Consider the following 18,622-nt stretch of genomic DNA (forward strand, 5'->3'; position numbering starts at 1 on the left):
ATCGATCTGTTGCACAATACGCCCCGAACCGTTTTCCTCAGGATGTTCAATGTTTAAATCACTTCCCATGCGGGTTGTCGGGCTGGCAGCCGTGCTTGCCACCGCGGCCGGTTGTTCATCGAACAAGGCCGCCATCTATGAGCATGAGAATTTCGACGACTCCGGTACCTTTTCCCGAAACTATCCGGTCAGCGATACCCAGAGCTGTGAAGCCGCCCGTCGCGCCTTGCTCAGCCAGGGTTACATCATCACCAGCAACGATCCGAAGCTGGTCAGCGGCCACAAGAGCTTCCAGCAGACCGGCGAGAATCACATGGAGATCAGCTTCAGTGTGGTCTGCGCCGATGACGGCAGCGAAGGGCACCACGCGACCGTATTCGCCAATGCCCTGCAGGATCGTTATGCGCTGAAGAAGACCAACAACTCCGCCAGTCTCGGTGTGGGTGTGTTGGGCTCGGTGTCGATGCCGATCGGCTCCTCCGATGACTCGATGGTCAAGGTCGCCAGCGAAACCGTATCGTCTGCCAAGTTCTACGAGCGTTTCTTTGCACTGGTCGAGCTGTTCCTGCCACCGGAAGCGAAAAAGGCTGCGCACATCCCCGAAAAGCCGAAAACGGACCTGGGCATGCCTGAAGCCAAGGTAGCACCGGCACCGCTGGCACCTGCCCCGGCTGCGGCTCCCGCTGTACAGCCTGCTGCACCTGCACCTGCACCCGTAGAAGCGGTTCCAGCGGCCTCCGAGCCGGTTGCCCCGCCTCCTGAAGCGGCGCCGATTACCCCGGTTCAGAACACAGAACCGGCACCTTCGGCAGAAACCATCACGCCACCGACAAACCCGACGGACATACCACCGCCGAGCGAGCCGATTCAGGCGATTCCCGTTTCTGGCCAGTGATCCATCGCGTTACGGGATCGGCCAGCGAGTAACGATCCCGTAGCGGGCGCAAAGATTGACCCTCATCAACAAGGTCCGCTGTTCTGCGGCCTTGCGCGAAAAAACCAATGATAAATTCCTGACCAGCTGCTACGTTTTATTCAGTAGCGACAGAGTGTCGTGTCCGCGTCATTTTTCTTTCACGCGGGCACTTTATGCTCAAGGGATTGGTCATTTATTCAGGCGTTTTTCAATACGGGTTGGGGGATTCAAAAATGGACGATTATCAAGAAGAGCTGCTCGAGTACCAGGCTTTCGAACTGGACCCACTGGAGCCGGCGGAAGACGCTACCGAGTTGTAGACATCAGGCGGATTGGCGATGGCTGCGGCGAAACTCGCCGGGTGTCTGCCCGTTCCAGCGTTTGAATGCGCGTTGAAACGCTTCTGCTGAGGCAAAGCCCAGCAGGTAGGCGATCTCTCCGAACGCCAGTTCGGTGTCGCGTATGTAAGTCATGGCCAGGTCGCGACGGGTGTCGTTGAGAATCGCACGAAATTGTGTGCCTTCATCGGCGAGCTTGCGACGCAAGGTCCAGGTGGGCAGCTTCAGGCGTGCCGCCACCTCCTGCAAGTCGGGCTCCCGACCACCATTGAGCAAAGGTCCCAGCAGCGCGATGATGCGTTCACGCAGGCTGCGGGTGCGTGTCAGTTGTTCCAGTTCCCGCTCACACAGTTGCAGCAAATGCCGCCAGGTGCTCGGGCAATGCTCGGGGTTGCGCTGGGCGAGACTTGCCAGGCTCAAGCGCAGTTGATTGCGCTCGCCGCCAAACTGAATCGGACAATCACCCAACACGTCATAGGCCGCACGGTAATCGGGCTCCTCGAATTCGATTTCGATGCGTTCGGCGTGCAGTGGGGCAGGGCTGATACTGGATAATTGCTGCAACCAGCCGGCGATGATCGAATCCACCACAAAGCGGTTGTAGGCGTTATAGGGGCTGATCGAATAGAAGCGCAGCCAGGCGCCCTGGGCGTCTTCATGAAAGCTTGATTGACCCCGATAGTTGGAGCCGTACAAGGCTTCGAATCGAATCAGGCAGCGTGCGGCTTCTCGTACCGTCGGCGCCTGGGCCGCAGTGACGCCAGCGAGGCCGACCTGACTCAGGCGACTGAGCTGGCCCATGCGCAGGCCAAGGGCCGGGTTCTCGGTCAGTTGAATGGCGCCGTGGCCCAGGCGCATATAGCGCGGTATCGACAGTCGGGCACCCGCTTCGCCCAGGCGCGCGGCATCGAGACCGTATTGATCGAGCAGTGGCTGCGGATCGACGCCATGACTGCGCACGGCATCGGCCAGGCTATGAACAAAACCCACCGACAGATCGCCGAGGCGCATCGGTTGTGGATTCATGGCTTACAACCAGAGGTTCAGCAAGCGCGCACCCTGGGCGTTGCCATCGGCAAGGTGCTGGCCGTTGCTGCTGAGGAAACTATGCCCGGCGCTGCCCTGGTCCCAGAACTGACCCCGCAGGAACACACTCATGCCAGCGACTGCCTGACTGGCCGGCGTCCGGGTCGTGAGGGTCAGGCGCTGCCAGGCCTGGCCTTCACTGACTTCTCCAGGCTTCAAGTTGACCGACGTCGGCGCCGACGACCCCCTGTAGCCGCGCCAAGGTTGATCCCAGGTGCCACGGCCGGCAACAAAGGCCGGTACCGCAACCAGCTGTACGCTCTGGTCGTTGAGCTTGAGGTAGTTGTCCGGGTACCAGCTGTCGTGGCCGATCAATACGCCCAGCCTTCCTGCGGGGGTATCAACGACGTTGAGCGAGTGCTCGCCGTTCGCCTTGATCCCGTTCTGTTCTGCGAAGAACGGGTGTATCTGGCGCTGGGGCTGGCCGATCGGCAGGCCTTCGCTGTTGAACACCACGCTGCTGTTGTACAGCGCGCCGCGGCCGATTCTCAAGGTACCGTCGATGATGCTTGGTTCGGGCAGCACGATGGAACCCGCCACCAGCGTCACGTGGAATTCCCTGGCCAGCCCTCCGAACAATGCCTGGTAGTCCCTGGCCATTGCCTTGGCTTTCATGCGCAGGTGGGCATCGTCGAGACGGTTGCCGCCCTCGGCGCTGATCAGCGCCTTGGCGAACTTCAGGGGGTTGCTCACCGCCAGCCAGTTCATGGCTTCCTTGAGGGTGCTGGCCTGATACAGCTCATCCTTCTCGCCGCTGACCATCAGCCAGGTACCGACGTGCTCCGGCAACACGACGACGGTCTTGCGGTTCAACAAACCCTGGTCCCGGGCTGCTTGCAGATAGGCCGCGAGCTTGCGGTGCAAACGCTCGGGACTTTGATAGTCGGTAGGAAACAGTTCGGGCTGGATGCCCAACAGGTTGCCACGGTCCGCAGGCGTGCCCTGGTCGATAGCCAGGCTGATCCGCAGGTCCGAAAGGTAATGACCCACCGGCCGGTCTGCGGCCCACATCGCGTAGGTCGTGAGGGCGGCGAGCAACGCCATGGAAAATGTCAGGTACAAAAGTTTGCGCATGGGGAAACAGTTTACAGCCTGGAGCCGGGCGTGGCTTTTCATTTGGATTTGGATCGAGCATAAAGGGAATCAAGGGCTTAGTGGGCAAATTTCAGCGTTGACTGTTTTTTTTCGCAGACGGCTACCTTTCTGCGCCGAGATGCAGCAATGCATGACCGGGTTAAACGAGAGGTGAGTTGACGGAGCGGGGGGGGCATGGGAGGGAAACGCCGGTCAGCCATCATTTGGCTCGACCGGCCGGAAGGTGAACGTTACTTCGTGACCAGCAGTTCCGGGCCGAGGTAGTTGTTGATCTGGTTGATATCGTCATCGCCCAGACTGCCCACTGAAGAGGCCAGGCGCAGGCGCGACATCAAATAGCGCAACTTGGCATCGAACAGATCGTGGCGCGCAACGAAGAGCAGCTCTTCGGCATTGAGGACGTCCGAGTTGGTGCTGGTGCCACCCTCTTTGAAGCCCTTGCGTGACGATGCCAGTGAGCGTTCGTTGGACTCCACTGCCTTCTCCAGCGCGCGAATGCGTTTGGCGCCACTCAGTATGCCTTGATACTCACGGGTGGTTTCGGTAATGACTTCCTGTCGCGCGGCGTCGAGTTCGTCCATGGCCTTATCGCTATTGGCACTGGCCTGGCGTGTCAACGCGCTGACACCGCCACCGCTGTACAGTGGGATATTGACTTCCAGCCCGATTGAGCCGTAGTGGTTGCGTTGATTCAACTCGGAGAGTGACTGGCTCTCACCCGCGGTGTAGCCGGCAATGAAATCCAGTGTTGGCCAGTGGCCGGCGCTGGCACGCTTCACTTCTTCTGCTGCGAGGTCGCTGCTATAACGGCGCGCATGAATCAACGGGCTATCGGTCTGGGCTTTGACCAACCAGTCCTGCAGGTTACTCGGTAGCAGCGGTGGTGTATCGAAGCTCGGGCGCAAGGTGGTCAGTGACTCGGGGGTTTCACCGATATATTCCTCAAGCTTGCGGCGCGCGTTGATCAGGTTGTCTTGCGCTTCGATCAGCTCGGCGTCGGCGAGGTCGCGGCGAGCGGTCGATTCGTCGATGTCGGTGACGGTGCCGGCCCCCAGTTCCATGCGCCGTTTCGCCGAGGCGAGTTGTTCTTCGAAGGCGGTCAGCTTGGACTTGGCCAGGACGATGGTTTCGCTGGCCAGGAGTACGTCGAAATAGCTTTCGGCCAGGCGCACCGCGGCGTCCTGAGTCTTGGCATCGAATACCGCGTTGCTGTAGTCGGCACGCTGCTGACCCTGGCGGTATTCGGCCATCTTTTGTTTGTTGAACAGCGGCTGGCGCAGGCGCACGTTGGCGCCCTTGGAATCGTAATGGAGATCTCTGTCGATGCCGCTCTGGCTTTGGGAGCCATTGACCTTGTTGTGGTAGCCCGAGGCATTGATCTGCGGTAACAGGCCAGCCTTGCCAATGGCGCGGTTTTCCTCGCCGGCCTGTTTTTCATGCACGGAGGCCTGGTAGATAGGGCCCTGGAATTGCAACAAATCCCAGGCTTGTTTGAGGTCCATGGCACCAGCCGGCAGGGACAGCCCCAGCAGGCAGAAGAACAGGCAACGACGTTCCATCTCATTGTTCCTTGAATGAGCTGTCCACACGATCGAGCATTGGTTTGAGAAGATAGCTGATCATGTTGCGTTCGCCAGTCTTGATGGTGACGCTGGCGGGCATGCCGGGGCGAATGTGGTTGCTGCCAAGCAGGCCCATGCCATCGGGCGTGACCTCCACCTGAGCCAGATAGAACGGTTGCTTGCTTTCCTCGTCCATCAAGCGGTCGGCGGAAATGGTCTTCACGCGGCCGGGGATATTTGGTGTCTTGGCATGGTTGAAAGCCGGGAAGGAAATATCCACGGTCAGGCCGGGGACCATCTTGTCGATGGCCTGCACGGGAATCATCGCGTCGACCTGCAGCGGTTCGTTGACCGGAACGACTTCCATGATCTTGAAGCCAGGCTGAATGACCCCGCCAACGGTGGCAATGCTCAGGCCCTGGACCATGCCATCGATCGGCGAACGAATCACCGTGTGGGTCACTTCATAGTCGAGCGAGCGCAAGCGGTCGGCCAGAGTGGTGTTTTCCTTGGCGGTTTCAGTCAGCTGCGATTCGACTTCCTTCAGGTAATCGTGTTGGCGCTGCAGGATGCGCAGCTTGATTTCGGTGGTCTGGCTACGCACGCGGGCGATGTTGTTGAGGTTCTCGGCCTGGCCGGCAGAGAGGTCGGCATTGCTGCGTTCCAGCTCAAGCAGGCGGTTGCGCGGCACATAGCCTTCGGCCGTCAGCACGCGGGTGCCTTGCAGTTCCTGGTTGAGGAAACTGATCTGCGAGGCGCGGGCGCTATAGACCTGCTGCAGGCCCTTGAGCTGCACGGCCGACGCCGCCAGGTTCTCCTGCAGGATGCTGATTTCGCCAGCGAGACCGGCGCGCCGGGTGTCGAGCAGGCGCTGTTGCAGGTCCATGGCGGCTTCCAGGCGGTGGTCATCCTTGAAGCGTTTGAGCAGTTCCGGATCGAAGCTCACCACATCGCGGCCGTCACGCTCCGCTTCCAGGCGGTTTTCCACCGTCTTGCTGACGATGTACTGGGCGCTGACTGCACCCTCTTCGGCAGTGGCACGCAACGAGTCGAGACGGACCACCTCCTGGCCTTTTGTCACCAGATCGCCTTCGCGAACGAGAATGGCCTCCACGGTACCGCCACTCAGATGCTGCACGGCTTTGCGATTGTTGGTGACCTTGACCGTGCCTGTCGCTACCACGCCGGCATCCAGCGGAGCCAGCCAGGACCACAGGAGGAAGCCGCCGAAGCCGGCAAGCACCAGCCACACGCCCCACCGCGCGGGTTTGCCGACGTCCAGGTCTACCATGCTCCTGGAATCGGCTGTAATCATCTCGGTATGTTGGCTCATTTGCATGATCGGTCACTCCCGTGCTTTGACAGAGGCCAGCGGAGTTGACGCGCCTGCAGGGATCACACTGGCCTTGCGCAGCGCTGCGAATACTTCATCACGCGTGCCAAGCATCTGCACGCCGCCGTCGCGCAGCATCAGCACCTTATCGACGGCACAGAGTACGTTGGGACGGTGAGAAATCAGAATGACGGTGGCGCCACGGCCCTTGAGTTCGGCCAGGGCGTCGACCAAGGCCTTTTCGCCGAGGTCGTCGAGGTTGGCGTTCGGCTCGTCCAGCACGATCAGGTTGGGCTCGCCATACAGCGCGCGGGCCAAGGCGATGCGCTGCTTCTGGCCACCGGATAACGGGCTGCCATCGGTGCCCAGTCGGGTGTCATAACCCTGTGGAAAACGCAGGATCATTTCGTGCACGCCAGTGATCTTGGCGGCGCGGATGACCGCTTCGCTGTCCACTTCGCCAAAGCGCGCAATGTTGTCGGCGATATTGCCCTCGAACAGCTCCACGTCCTGTGGCAGGTAGCCGAGCCAGGGGCCAAGTTCGCCCTTGTTCCAGTTGAATATGTCTGCGCCGTCCAGGCGCACCTTGCCGGCCTGGGCCGGCCAGACGCCAACCAGCAGGCGGGCGAGGGTGGATTTACCCGAGGCGGATGGACCGATAATGCCAAGGCTTTCGCCGGGGACAAGGCTGAAACTCACGCCGCGCAGAATCGTGTTGTTGGTACCGGGGGCGCCGGCATACACATTCTCCACCGCCAGCATGCCCATTGGCCGCTGGAGCGACATGCTCGGAGGCCGGCGCGGATAGTCGTGCAGCATCTCGTTGAGCCGGCCCCAGGCCGAACGGCAGCCGAGTAATTGCTTCCACGACGCGATGACCTGTTCCACCGGACCCAGTGCGCGGCCGGTGAGGATCGAGCAGGCAATCATCATCCCCGGGGTGATCTTGCCGTCGATCGCCAGCAGCGCGCCAGCGCCGAGAATCAGCGACTGCAAAGTGATCCGCACGAAGCGCCCGATGCTGCTGATCAAGGCTGCACGATCGGAGGCCAGGGTCTGCATTTCCAGAATGCGCAAATGGCTTTGGTACCAGCGCTTGCTGATCGACGGCAGCATGCCCATGGCCTCGATGACCTCGGCGTTGCGCAGGTTGTTGTTGGCGAATTGGGCGGAGGAGAGGGCGGCCTGATTGGCTTCGGCCAGCGGCTTGTGCGTCGCCTTTTCGGTGAGCCAGGCCAGGGCCACCAGAATCAGCGAGCCGATCAGCGTGAGCAGTCCGAGCAGTGGATGGATCAGATAGGCGACCAGCAGGTAGATCGGCGTCCACGGTGCATCGAAGAAAGCGAACAGGGAATTGCCGGTGACGAACTGACGGACCTGGGCGAGGTCTTGCAGGGCCTGGGCCGGGTTACCTCCGGCGCGGCCCAGGTTGCGCTCGAATGCAGCGGTGAAAATGCGTCGGTTGAGGTCCATGTCGAGGCAGTTGCCGACCCGGATCAGCACGCGGGTGCGGACCATTTCCAGCGTGGACATCAGCAGGAACAGACCCACCACCAGGACCGTCAACATCGCCAGCGTCGTGACGTTGCGACTGACCAGGGCTCGATCATAGACCTGCAGCATATAAATAGCTGGCGTCAACATCATGACGTTTATGACACCGCTGAACGCCGCCAGCGAATAAAAACTGCGGCGCAGGCGAAAGAGTGCGTCTGCCAGTTCGGAACGGATGCTCGACTGCTTGGGCATGTTGGTCCTCCCACTGCGAAAAGCTGATTGCCCTTGGGGCGCAACAGCTAACAGTAAATGTAGTCCTGTAAACAGCTTATGGAGACGCAGGCTGGTCGCTCTATGGATGGCGAGTCTTCCGAAATAGCTGCGTTGCTCCCTTATGCAGCAGCGTAGGTGGCGGCGAAACAGTTCGAAATAACATTTTGCTCTATACCAGCACACAACTTTCTATATATCTTTTAAAAACAGATAGTTGTGATGCCTACCACCAGTCGTCTGTTTTAGCGACGTAATATTGACAAAGATTTGCTATGGAACTTTAGTCTTAGTTATCGGGGGGCCCGCCCGCCTGAAGCCTGCCAGCGCTTTGGCAGTGCAAGGCGCGGTGATTCTCCTGAGAGGAGCAGAATCATGTCGATCATTTCGTTCTTTTGCAGAGGGAAGGGGCTTTCCAGGACGTTTGCCTTCACTTCCAGATTCCATGGCCCGCCCAGGGCTCGAATCCGCTCTGCCTGATCGCCCGGCGAGCAATTCATTTCGCGAATTCCAGGCGCGTATCCCGGGTCTCGGGTAACGCCAGAGCTCTCGCTAAAAAACCTAATCAACAAACTGCGCAAGCCAGCACTTGACTTGGCGCGGGAGGGTTTTCTCGTCCCGTGCCTTTACCCAAATAGATCGAGGGCAATCCAAAATGGCCAATTTCAACAAGTCGGACCTGGAGTTCATCCTTAAGCAAATCTTCATCGCAGAAGCGAATGCCGACGGCGCCAGCCTCATTGATTTGCTTCCCAACTCTCAGGTGCCATTCGGCCTGCGTACCGTCGATGGCAGCTTCAACAACCTGGTCACCGGCCAGAGCGAGTTTGGCGCCGCGGACAATACCTTCCCGCGCCTGCTTGACCCCTCGTTTCTGGCGGCATACGCCGTGCCAGGGGATGTGACCGATCCGCAACCACGGATTATCAGTAACCTGATCGTCGACCAGACCGCCAACAACCCGGCGGCCTATGCCTCAGCGTTCGACCCGGGTCTGGACGGTGTACTCAACTTCGGCTTGCCGGGTAATGACGACGTACTCAAGGCTGGCGTACAGGTAGTCACCAGCCCCGGGCTGGATGGCGTGTTCGGCACGACCGATGACAAGCCGGTGTTCTTCATGCCCAACGTGTCGCCGGACGTCGGCCTGACCGCCAGCTTCAACTCGTGGATGACCTTCTTCGGCCAGTTCTTCGACCACGGTCTAGACCTGGTCACCAAGAGCGCTACCGACTTCGTATTTATTCCGCTGCAGCCGGACGATCCGTTGTTCGTACTGAACAGCCCGACCAACTTCATGGTGCTGCCACGTGCGGTGCATACCGCTGGCGCGGACGGAGTACTTGGCACTGCCGATGATGGCCAGCCCAACACCACCTCGCCGTTTGTTGACCAGAGCCAGACCTACAGCTCACACCCGTCGCATCAGGTGTTCCTGCGCGAGTACGTGATCAACGCAGCAGGCGATCCTGTTGCAACGGGACGTTTGGTTACCAATCGCGATCTCGGCGTCGATGGCAGGTTCGGCACTGCCGATGATGGCAGCGGCGAAAATGGCGGCATGGCGACCTGGAAGGTGGTCAAGGCCCAGGCCCATGACATTCTCGGCATTGACCTGACTGACGCCGATGTACACAACGTGCCGTTGCTGGCAACCGATGCGTACGGCAACTTCATCCGCGGGCCGAACGGCATGCCGCAGGTGGTGATTCGCATCAGTAACGGTGCTGACGGCATTGCCGGGACAGCTGATGACGTCACTCAACTGGTCGAAGGCAACCGGGCTGCTCCGATCAGTCTGGCCAACGCCGTGAGCACCGGGCATGGCTTCCTCGACGACATCGCCCACAATGCCGCGCCAGTCGTCGTCAATGGGCTTCTGCAGGCGGATGTTGATGACGCTATCGGCAATGCGCAGCCAACTGACGGAGCCGGCAACAACACGACCTATGACAACGAACTGCTCGACGCCCACTACATCGCCGGCGACGGCCGGGTGAACGAGAACATTGGCCTGACCACCGTGCACCATGTGTTCCACTCCGAGCACAACCGCCTGGTCCAGCAATCCAAGGACACCATCCTTGCTTCCGGCGACCTGGCCTTCCTCAATCAGTGGCTGGTGGACGATGTGACCGCGATACCGACTACACCCGCCGGGATCGCAGCGTTGGTGTGGGACGGTGAACGCCTGTTCCAGGCCGCCAAGTTCGGCACCGAAATGCAGTACCAGCACCTGGTGTTCGAGGAATTCGCGCGGACCATTCAGCCGCAGGTCGACGGATTCCTTGCGCCCAGTGGCTATGACACCTCGATCAACCCGGCAATCCTCGCCGAGTTCGCCCACGTGGTGTACCGCTTCGGTCACTCGATGTTGACCGAGACCGTCGATCGCTTCGACCCCGCGTTCAATCCGCTCCTCACTAACCCGGCCAACCCGGACTCGCAACTGGGTCTGATTGCGGCCTTCCTCAATCCGCTGGCGTTTGCCGGCAGCGGGACGACTGCGGATGAAGCGGCAGGAGCGATCATTCGCGGTGTGACCCGCCAGGTCGGCAACGAGATCGACGAGTTCGTCACCGAAGCGTTGCGCAACAACCTGCTCGGTCTACCGCTCGATTTGCCGAGCCTGAACCTGGCGCGTGGTCGCGACACGGGCATCCCCACCTTGAATGAGGCGCGGCGAGAGTTCTACGCCTCAACCGGCGACAGCCAACTCAAGCCGTACATCAGTTGGGCTGACCTGGCAGACAGCCTCAAGCACCCCGAGTCGTTGGTCAACTTCATCGCGGCCTTCGGTACCCACGGGGCATTGACGGCAGCCGATGTGGATACGATGGTCGAGATGCGTGCGGTCGCTGCTGCCCTGGTATTTGGCGGCAGCGCGTTGATCAATGCCGGCACTGTCAACGAGCGTACCTTTACCGCCGATTTAGCGGATCGCTTGGCATTCCTTAACAGTTCGGGCATCTACGCCATGGTCAATGGCGTCACCACTACCGGTGTGGACGACATCGACTTCTGGGTCGGTGGCCTCGCCGAACAGAAGATGCCGTTCGGCGGCATGCTCGGCTCGACGTTCAACTTCGTGTTTGAAACCCAGATGGAGGCGTTGCAGAACGGCGACCGCTTCTACTACCTGTCGCGTACTGCGGGCCTGAACTTCGGCACTGAGCTTGAGAACAACTCCTTTGCCAAGCTGATCATGCTCAACACCGATGTCACCCACCTGGCAAACACCGTGTTCCTGACGCCGACGTTCACCCTCGAAGTGAATCAGGCCACTCAGTTCACTGGCCTGGGCCTGGATAGCCGTGCCGATCCGACGGGCGGCATCATGATCAACGGCGTGGAAGTCGTGCCGCTGGTGATCCGTGACAACCCCGACACCCCCGGTGTGGACACCAACTATCTGCAGTACACCGGTGAAGACCATATCGTCATGGGCGGCACTGCCGGCAATGACATCATCATCTCCGGTGACGGCGATGACACCATCTACGGCGATGCCGGCAACGACCGCCTCGAAGGCGGTGCCGGGAACGATGCGGTACTGGGCGGCGCGGGTGATGACATCATCAGCGACTCGTTCGGCGATAACCGCCTGGAGGGTAATGCCGGTAACGATGTGATCGTGGCCGGCAGCATGCTTGTTGCAGGCAACCTGATCCTTGGCGGCGATGGCCAGGACTTCATTATCACCACGGAAGACATCACCACCACCTTCGGCGGTCAGGGTGACGACTTCATCCTCGGCGCCAAGACCAACCTGCCACCTACCGGCAACGAAGGTGATGACTGGATCGAGAAGGGCGCCCAGGACGGTGCGCCTGGCGATAACTTCTCGCCGTTGCTCAATGACGATGTGATCGGCAACGACATCTTTACCGGTGGTGGCGGCTTCGACGAAATGATCGGCGAGGGTGGCGACGACATCTTCGTCGGCAGCGATGCCCAGGACAAGATGGACGGCATGTCCGGTTTCGACTGGGTGACCTACAAGAATGACAAGGTCGGTGTGACCGTTGACCTGACCCTGGCCGCGCTGGCGCAGCCACATGGCAATGCGCCAAACCAGAATGCCGGGGTGTTCAATCCGGTCGGTGCCTCGCCTGCCTCGATCCTTGACCGTTTTGCCGAGGTCGAAGGCTTGTCCGGTTCGAGTTTCGGTGATGTGCTCAAAGGCGATGATGTCGATGCGGTCACTATTGTCAACCACGGTGGTGCCACGGGCAGTGCACTGACCAATGTCGCGTTGATCCGCGGTCTGGACCAGTTCCTGGCCGATGCCGGATTACCGGTCACCGGCTTTGCCACTGGCAACATCATTCTCGGCGGCAATGGCAGTGACCTGATAGAGGGCCGCGGCGGCGATGATCTGATCGATGGCGACAAATGGATCAACGTCAGGATTGCGGTTTACGCCCCTGGTGATGTCAACCATACCGGCCCCGAAATCGCCTCCTTCGACAGCATGGTCGATATGATCCCGTTCATGCTGGATCGCACCTATAACCCGGGTCAGCTCAAGGCCGTGCGGGAAATCATGCCCGGCACCTCGACGGGCGGGGCGGCCTTCGACACCGCCATCTACTCCGGGCTTCTGGGCGAGTATACGGTTATTGTTGACGACCGCGGCACGGCGGACGATTTGGCGGACGATGTCTATACAGTGATAGATAGCGTAGCGGGCCGCGACGGCACCGATACCCTGCTGCATATCGAACGCCTGCAGTTCGCCGATAACCAGATAGTGCTGGTGGACGGACTCAATGCCCAACCAACTGGCAGCCCGACCGTCACGGATGGAAACGGCGGCGCGATCACGGTGGGCGACACACTGACGGTCAGCGTGGCCGGGGTGCGCGATGGCAACAATATCGCGGCGGGTAATCCGCTGGGCTTGATTACCAACTCCTCTGTGTCCTACATCTGGCAGTTCGAGGCAACGCCAGGCAGCGGCGTATTCGAGGACATTATCCTGTTGCCAGCTGGCGACCTGGCGTTCCAAAGCGCCGACGGCACCGCGTTCAAGGTCTCTCCTGACCTCGCCGGGTTGTCGTTGCGGGTCAAGGCGATCTATCAGGACGGTCACGGTACCACGGAGATCCTTTTCTCCACGCCGACGGCTACCATCGCCGCCGGTGCACCGGTTATACCAACGGCGCAGGTACCTGTAGTCGATGCCACCGCAGGTGGCGCGGGCCTGCACATGGTCCGCTCCGACCTCAACTTCATTCTTGACCAGATCAAGATTGCCGAGGCTGAGGCGGGCGGTCAGGACATCCTCTCGCTGATCCCGAACATCCGCGCGCCGTTGGGCCTGCGTGCGGTCGACGGGTCGAACAACAACCTGATGAACCTCAACGGCAACAACCACACCGAGTTTGGTGCCGCCGATAACGTCTTTCCGCGATTGACCGATCCGGTCTTCAATCCGGCGGAAGGTGTTGCTGCCGGCTTCTTCGGCCCCGGCTCGCCGGCTATCGCTGGATCGTCGTATGCGCAGAACAGCGGCAATGTGTTTGACTCGCAACCACGCACCATCAGTAACCTGATCGTCGATCAGACGTCGAACAACCCGGCGGCCTATGCCACGGCTTTCGACCCGGGCCTGGACGGTGTGCTCAACTTCGGCGTGGTGGGTGTGGGTAATGACGACGTCCTCAAGGATGGCGTACGGATTGTCGCCAGCCCCGGCCTGGATGGTCAGTTCGGTACCCCCGATGATCACGATGTGTACTTTTTCGAGAACGTCGCGGCGGACGCGGGATTGTCCGCGCCGTTCAACGCATGGATGACCTTCTTCGGACAGTTCTTCGATCATGGCCTGGACCTGGTCACCAAAGGCGGTTCGGGCACCGTCTTCATCCCGCTGAACGAGGATGATCCGTTGTTTGTGCCAGGCGGCAGTGCCAACTTCATGGTGCTGACCCGCGCGACCAACCTGCCAGGGGCGGATGGGGTTCTCGGCACTGGTGACGACATCCATGAGCAAACCAACACCACCACGCCATTCGTGGACCAGAACCAGACCTATAGCTCGCACCCGTCGCACCAGGTGTTCCTGCGTGCCTATGGGCTCAACGCAGCTGGCGATCCGGTGGCCACCGGCAAGCTGATCACCAATCGTGATCTGGGCGCCGATGGCGAGTTCGGCACTATCGACGATGTCGAGATCGGCGGCATGGCCACCTGGAAGGTAGTCAAGGCGCAAGCCCATGATCTGCTCGGCATCAATCTCACGGATGCCGATTTCGACAACGTGCCATTGCTGGCGACCGACGCCTACGGCAATTTCATCAAGGGGCCGAATGGCATGCCGCAGGTGGTGATCCGCATCGGTAACGGTGTTGATGGCATTGCCGGGACAGCTGATGACGTCACTCAACTGGTCGAAGGCAACCGGGCTGCTCCCATTGACCTGACCAATGCTGTGCGCACCGGTCACCAGTTCCTCATCGACGTTAACCACAATGCAGTGCCGGTGGACGGCCAGACCGGTGCAGCGCTCACGCCCGATGCGGACGATATCGTGGGTGGTACACCTGCGCCGGGCTCCTACGACAACGAGCTGCTGGATGCGCACTACATCGCTGGCGACGGCCGGGTCAACGAGAACATCGGCCTGACCGCGGTGCATGCGATCTTCCACTCCGAGCACAACCGCCTGGTCCAGCAAACCAAGGATACCGTGCTCGATTCGGGTGACGTGGCCTTCCTCAACGAGTGGCTGCTCACTCCGGTGGCCGCATTGCCAACCAACCAGACTGAGTTCGATGCGCTGCAGTGGAATGGCGAGCGCTTGTTCCAGGCTGCCAAGTTCGGTACTGAAATGCAGTATCAGCACCTGGTGTTCGAGGAGTTTGCGCGGACCATCCAGCCCCGAGTCGACCTGTTTTTTGCACCGACCCAGGTCTATGACGTCGACCTCGATGCCTCGATCGTCGCCGAGTTCGCCCACACCGTGTACCGGTTTGGCCACTCGATGCTGACCGAGACCGTCGATCGCTTCGATATCGACTTCAACGTGGTGGGGGCCAGCGTTACTAATCCCGATCAACAAATGGGCTTGATCGCAGCGTTCCTCAACCCGTTGGCGTACGCCGCCAGTGGCGTGTCGCCAGAGGATGCGACCAGTGCGATCATTCGTGGGGTGACTCGGCAAGCCGGTAACGAAATCGACGAGTTCGTCACCGAGGCGCTGCGCAATAACCTGCTTGGCTTGCCGCTCGACCTGCCGGCGCTCAACATCGCCCGTGGCCGCGACGTGGGGATTCCCTCACTCAATGCGATCCGCCGCGACATCTACAACCAAACCGGTGATACCCAACTCAAGCCGTACTCCAGCTGGATCGACCTGTTGCAGCACCTCAAGCATCCGGAGTCGTTGATCAACTTCATCGCGGCCTATGGCACGCATGACACGATCACGGCGGCGACCACGCTTGAAGGCAAACGCGCTGCAGCCCTGGCGCTGGTCTTCGGTGGCGTGGGTGCGCCGGCTGACGCTGAGCGTTTGGCCTTCCTCAACAGCACCGGTGACTTTGCCAACGTAACGCTGCCCGGCAGCGATGGGGTGCTGGGTACTACCGACGACCTGAGGAACGTGACGACCACGGGCGTCGATGCCATCGACCTCTGGATCGGCGGCCTGGCCGAACAGAAAACCCCGTTCGGCGGCATGCTCGGCACGACCTTCAACTTCGTGTTCGAGAACCAGCTGGAAAAACTGCAGGACGGCGACCGCTTCTACTACCTGGAGCGTACCTCTGGCCTGTCGATGAATGCGGAACTTGAAAGCAACTCGTTCGCCAAGCTGATCATGGCCAACACCTCGGCCACGCACTTGCCAGGCCTGGTGTTCTCGGACCCTGGGTTCTATCTGGAAGTAGACCCGGGCAAGCAATTCAACGAAGGCCTGCTCGCCGCCGATCCGCTCGGCCCGAACGGCGAGCAGGTGGTGTTCCGCGACAACCCGCTGACCGTGGGGGCGGACACCAACTACATCCGCTACAACGGTGCCGAGCACATCGTGCTGGGGGGCACAGACAACGCAGACATTCTCATCTCCAGTGAAGGCGATGACACGGTCTGGGGTGATGCCGGCAACGATCGCATCGATGGCGGTGACGGCAACGACCAGCTGCGCGGTGGTGCCGGTGACGACATCATCACCGACACCGGCGGCGACGATAACATCCAGGGTGGCGACGGCAACGACGTGTTGCACGGTGGCAACGGCGTCAACCTGATCATTGGCGGGTTCGGCAGCGACTTCATCGTGACCGGTGAGGACGCCTCCGAGGCCATTGGTGGTCAGGGCAACGACTTCATCCTGGGCAGCAAAGCCAACGAACAGGACATGGGTAACGAAGGCGACGACTGGATCGAGAAGGGCACCTCGGACGGTGCACCTGGCGACAACTTCGATCCACTGGGCAACGACCCGGTCATTGGCCACGATGTATTTATCGGTGGCAATGAGAACGATAAGTTCAACGGCGAAGGCGGCGACGACATCATGGTCGGCAGTCTCGGCTTCGGTGACCGCTATATCGGCGGCTCGGGCTATGACTGGGCGACCTTCAAGGATCTCGCCCAGGGCGTGACCATCGATTACAGCGACCGCTTCTTCGATGTTCCACCGATGCCGGGTTCGGGTGCCTCGGCGCTGGTGCGCTTCGACATCATGGAAGGTCTGTCGGGCTCGTCCCACGGTGACTTCCTGCGCGGTGATAACGAAGATGCGACATCGCTACCCACCGCGGGTGCAACCGGCAGTGTGTTGACCAACATCAGCCTGATCAACGGTCTGGCGGGTCTGTTGCCAGTCGGCGCGACGTTCTACGACGGCGGCAACATCATCCTCGGTGGCAGCGGTAGCGACCTCATCGAAGGTCGAGGTGGTGACGACATCATCGACGGTGACAAGTGGCTGAACGTACGCATCAGCGTACGGGCGAACGCTGATGGCACTGGCGCGGAAATCGCCACGTTCGACAGCATGGCGCCGATGGTCCAAGCGATGTTGAACGGCACTTACAACCCTGGCCAGCTGGTCATCGTGCGGGAGATTCTGACCGGCACTGACAGCTTCGACACTGCGGTGTTCTCCGGTAATTTTTCGGAGTACAGCGTCGCTGTCGATGGCAACACCGTCATCGTGACCGACCTGGTGACAGCGCGTGATGGCGTCGATCGCCTGACGGGCATCGAGCGTCTGCAGTTCGCTGATCAGGCGCGGGCGTCCGGCGTTGGCACCGCCTTGAACAGCGGTCCTGTGGGGCGTCTGGCGATCCTCGATGCTACCTCCGGTGCGCGTACCGATACACCCGTCGCCGGCCAGCTGCTGCGCGTCAGCGATCGGTCGATACGCGATGCGGACAGTGTGAGTGCGACCAATCTAACCGGCGCGGTTACCGGTCCGGTGGCTTACTACTGGCAGGTCGAAAACATCCCTGGTTCGGGCGTCTTTGAAGACATCACCTTTGTCGCCGCCGGCGAGGTATCGCGGGCGATCGGCGCCACCTACCTGGTGGCGGACGATGTCGCCGGTCTGAACATCCGCGTTCGGGCGGTGTATCAGGATGGCAACGGTACGCTGGAGTTCGTCGACTCGTCGGCGAACAACGCACCGACCGCAGGGCCGGCCATCCTCGGTTTTGCGTTTCTGAACGAGGTGCTGACCGCCGACCTGTCGACCATCGTCGATGTCGATGGCCTCAGCAATCCGCAGTTCACCTTCCAGTGGCAGGAGACCAATGGGGTCACCTTTGTCGACATCGCCGGAGCCACTGCCAGCACGTTTGCGCTTGGCCAGGCTCAGGTCGGTGATCAGGTGCGCGTGGTGGTCGGTTATGTGGATGACTTCGGTGTGGCCGAAAGCGTTACGTCCGACGCCACGGCCCCGGTAGCCGTCGGTGCAGTGTTTGTCGGTACCACCGGTGGCGACATATGGGTCGGCACGGCAGGCAACGACGTGGCCAGCGGAGGTGATGGCAACGACTTCCTGAACGCCTTGGGCGGCAACGACATCCTCAATGGTGACGCGGGCAATGACATTCTCATCGGCGGCAGTGGTGCCGACACGATGGCCGGCGGTATCGGCAGCGATATCTATGAAGTCACCGACCTTGGGGACGTGGTGACCGAGCTCGCCGGTGCCGGCGACGACTCTATCTGGACCTCGCTCGCGAGCTACACCCTGGGTGCCAACGTCGAGAATCTGTATTTCGGCGGCAGCGGCCACTTTACGGCCATTGGCAATGCACTGGACAACACGCTCGTGGGTGGTGCGGGTGACGACGTCCTCATCGGTCGCGCAGGTGCCGACGCGATGGCCGGCGGTGTCGGCAGCGATATCTACGAAGTCACCGACCTTGGGGACGTGGTGAGCGAGCTCGCCGATGCCGGCAACGACTCGGTCTGGACCTCGCTCGCGAGCTACACCCTGGGTGCCAACGTCGAAAACCTGTATTTCGGCGGCATCGGCAACTTTGCGGGCAGCGGCAACGAGCTCCAC

At 60.7% G+C, this 18,622-nt stretch carries 7 protein-coding genes; 2 read left to right on the forward strand and 5 right to left on the reverse strand.

What is annotated here, in order from left to right; all coding sequences use genetic code 11:
• Positions 1 to 49 precede the first annotated feature (49 nt).
• Positions 50 to 895: a DUF2242 domain-containing protein gene (locus KGA96_RS25645; RefSeq protein WP_223465938.1), complete on the forward strand. Its 846-nt coding sequence runs from the start codon at positions 50 to 52 to the stop codon at positions 893 to 895.
• Between the two features lie 344 nt (positions 896 to 1,239).
• Here the strand turns inward: KGA96_RS25645 and KGA96_RS25650 are convergent, their stop codons facing one another.
• The 5 genes from KGA96_RS25650 to KGA96_RS25670 form a co-directional block, all read right to left on the reverse strand.
• A complete protein-coding gene (locus KGA96_RS25650) occupies positions 1,240 to 2,280 on the reverse strand; it encodes an AraC family transcriptional regulator (protein WP_046043043.1) in 1,041 nt (346 codons plus the stop codon).
• Positions 2,281 to 2,283: 3 nt separating this feature from the next.
• The gene (locus KGA96_RS25655; protein ID WP_223515340.1) at positions 2,284 to 3,414 is read right to left on the reverse strand and encodes a carbon-nitrogen hydrolase family protein; all 1,131 of its coding nucleotides are present in this window, start codon (positions 3,412 to 3,414) and stop codon (positions 2,284 to 2,286) included.
• A gap of 251 nt (positions 3,415 to 3,665) precedes the next feature.
• Complete coding sequence (locus KGA96_RS25660) at positions 3,666 to 4,994, reverse strand: TolC family outer membrane protein (protein WP_223515343.1); 1,329 nt, start codon at positions 4,992 to 4,994, stop codon at positions 3,666 to 3,668.
• 1 nt (position 4,995) lies between these two features.
• Positions 4,996 to 6,336, reverse strand: coding sequence for an HlyD family type I secretion periplasmic adaptor subunit (locus KGA96_RS25665; protein WP_046043040.1), 1,341 nt, complete (start codon positions 6,334 to 6,336; stop codon positions 4,996 to 4,998).
• Positions 6,337 to 6,342: 6 nt separating this feature from the next.
• Positions 6,343 to 8,079, reverse strand: a complete 1,737-nt coding sequence (locus tag KGA96_RS25670; RefSeq protein WP_046043039.1) for a type I secretion system permease/ATPase — start codon at positions 8,077 to 8,079, stop codon at positions 6,343 to 6,345.
• Positions 8,080 to 8,752: 673 nt separating this feature from the next.
• On the opposite strand from KGA96_RS25670, the gene KGA96_RS25675 reads away from it, so the two are divergent.
• The coding region (locus tag KGA96_RS25675) for a peroxidase family protein (RefSeq protein WP_223515346.1) at positions 8,753 to 18,622 on the forward strand (9,870 nt) is incomplete at its 3' end.

Source organism: Pseudomonas sp. GL-R-26, from assembly GCF_019947365.1.
Lineage (GTDB): Bacteria > Pseudomonadota > Gammaproteobacteria > Pseudomonadales > Pseudomonadaceae > Aquipseudomonas.

What these genes read in the sequence shown, in the direction of transcription:
- KGA96_RS25650 (WP_046043043.1), bottom strand. Translation starts at nt 2,280, where the DNA reads ATGAATCCACAACCGATGCGCCTCGGCGATCTGTCGGTGGGTTTTGTT.
- KGA96_RS25645 (WP_223465938.1), top strand. Translation starts at nt 50, where the DNA reads ATGTTTAAATCACTTCCCATGCGGGTTGTCGGGCTGGCAGCCGTGCTT.
- KGA96_RS25670 (WP_046043039.1), bottom strand. Translation starts at nt 8,079, where the DNA reads ATGCCCAAGCAGTCGAGCATCCGTTCCGAACTGGCAGACGCACTCTTT.
- KGA96_RS25665 (WP_046043040.1), bottom strand. Translation starts at nt 6,336, where the DNA reads ATGCAAATGAGCCAACATACCGAGATGATTACAGCCGATTCCAGGAGC.
- KGA96_RS25655 (WP_223515340.1), bottom strand. Translation starts at nt 3,414, where the DNA reads ATGCGCAAACTTTTGTACCTGACATTTTCCATGGCGTTGCTCGCCGCC.
- KGA96_RS25660 (WP_223515343.1), bottom strand. Translation starts at nt 4,994, where the DNA reads ATGGAACGTCGTTGCCTGTTCTTCTGCCTGCTGGGGCTGTCCCTGCCG.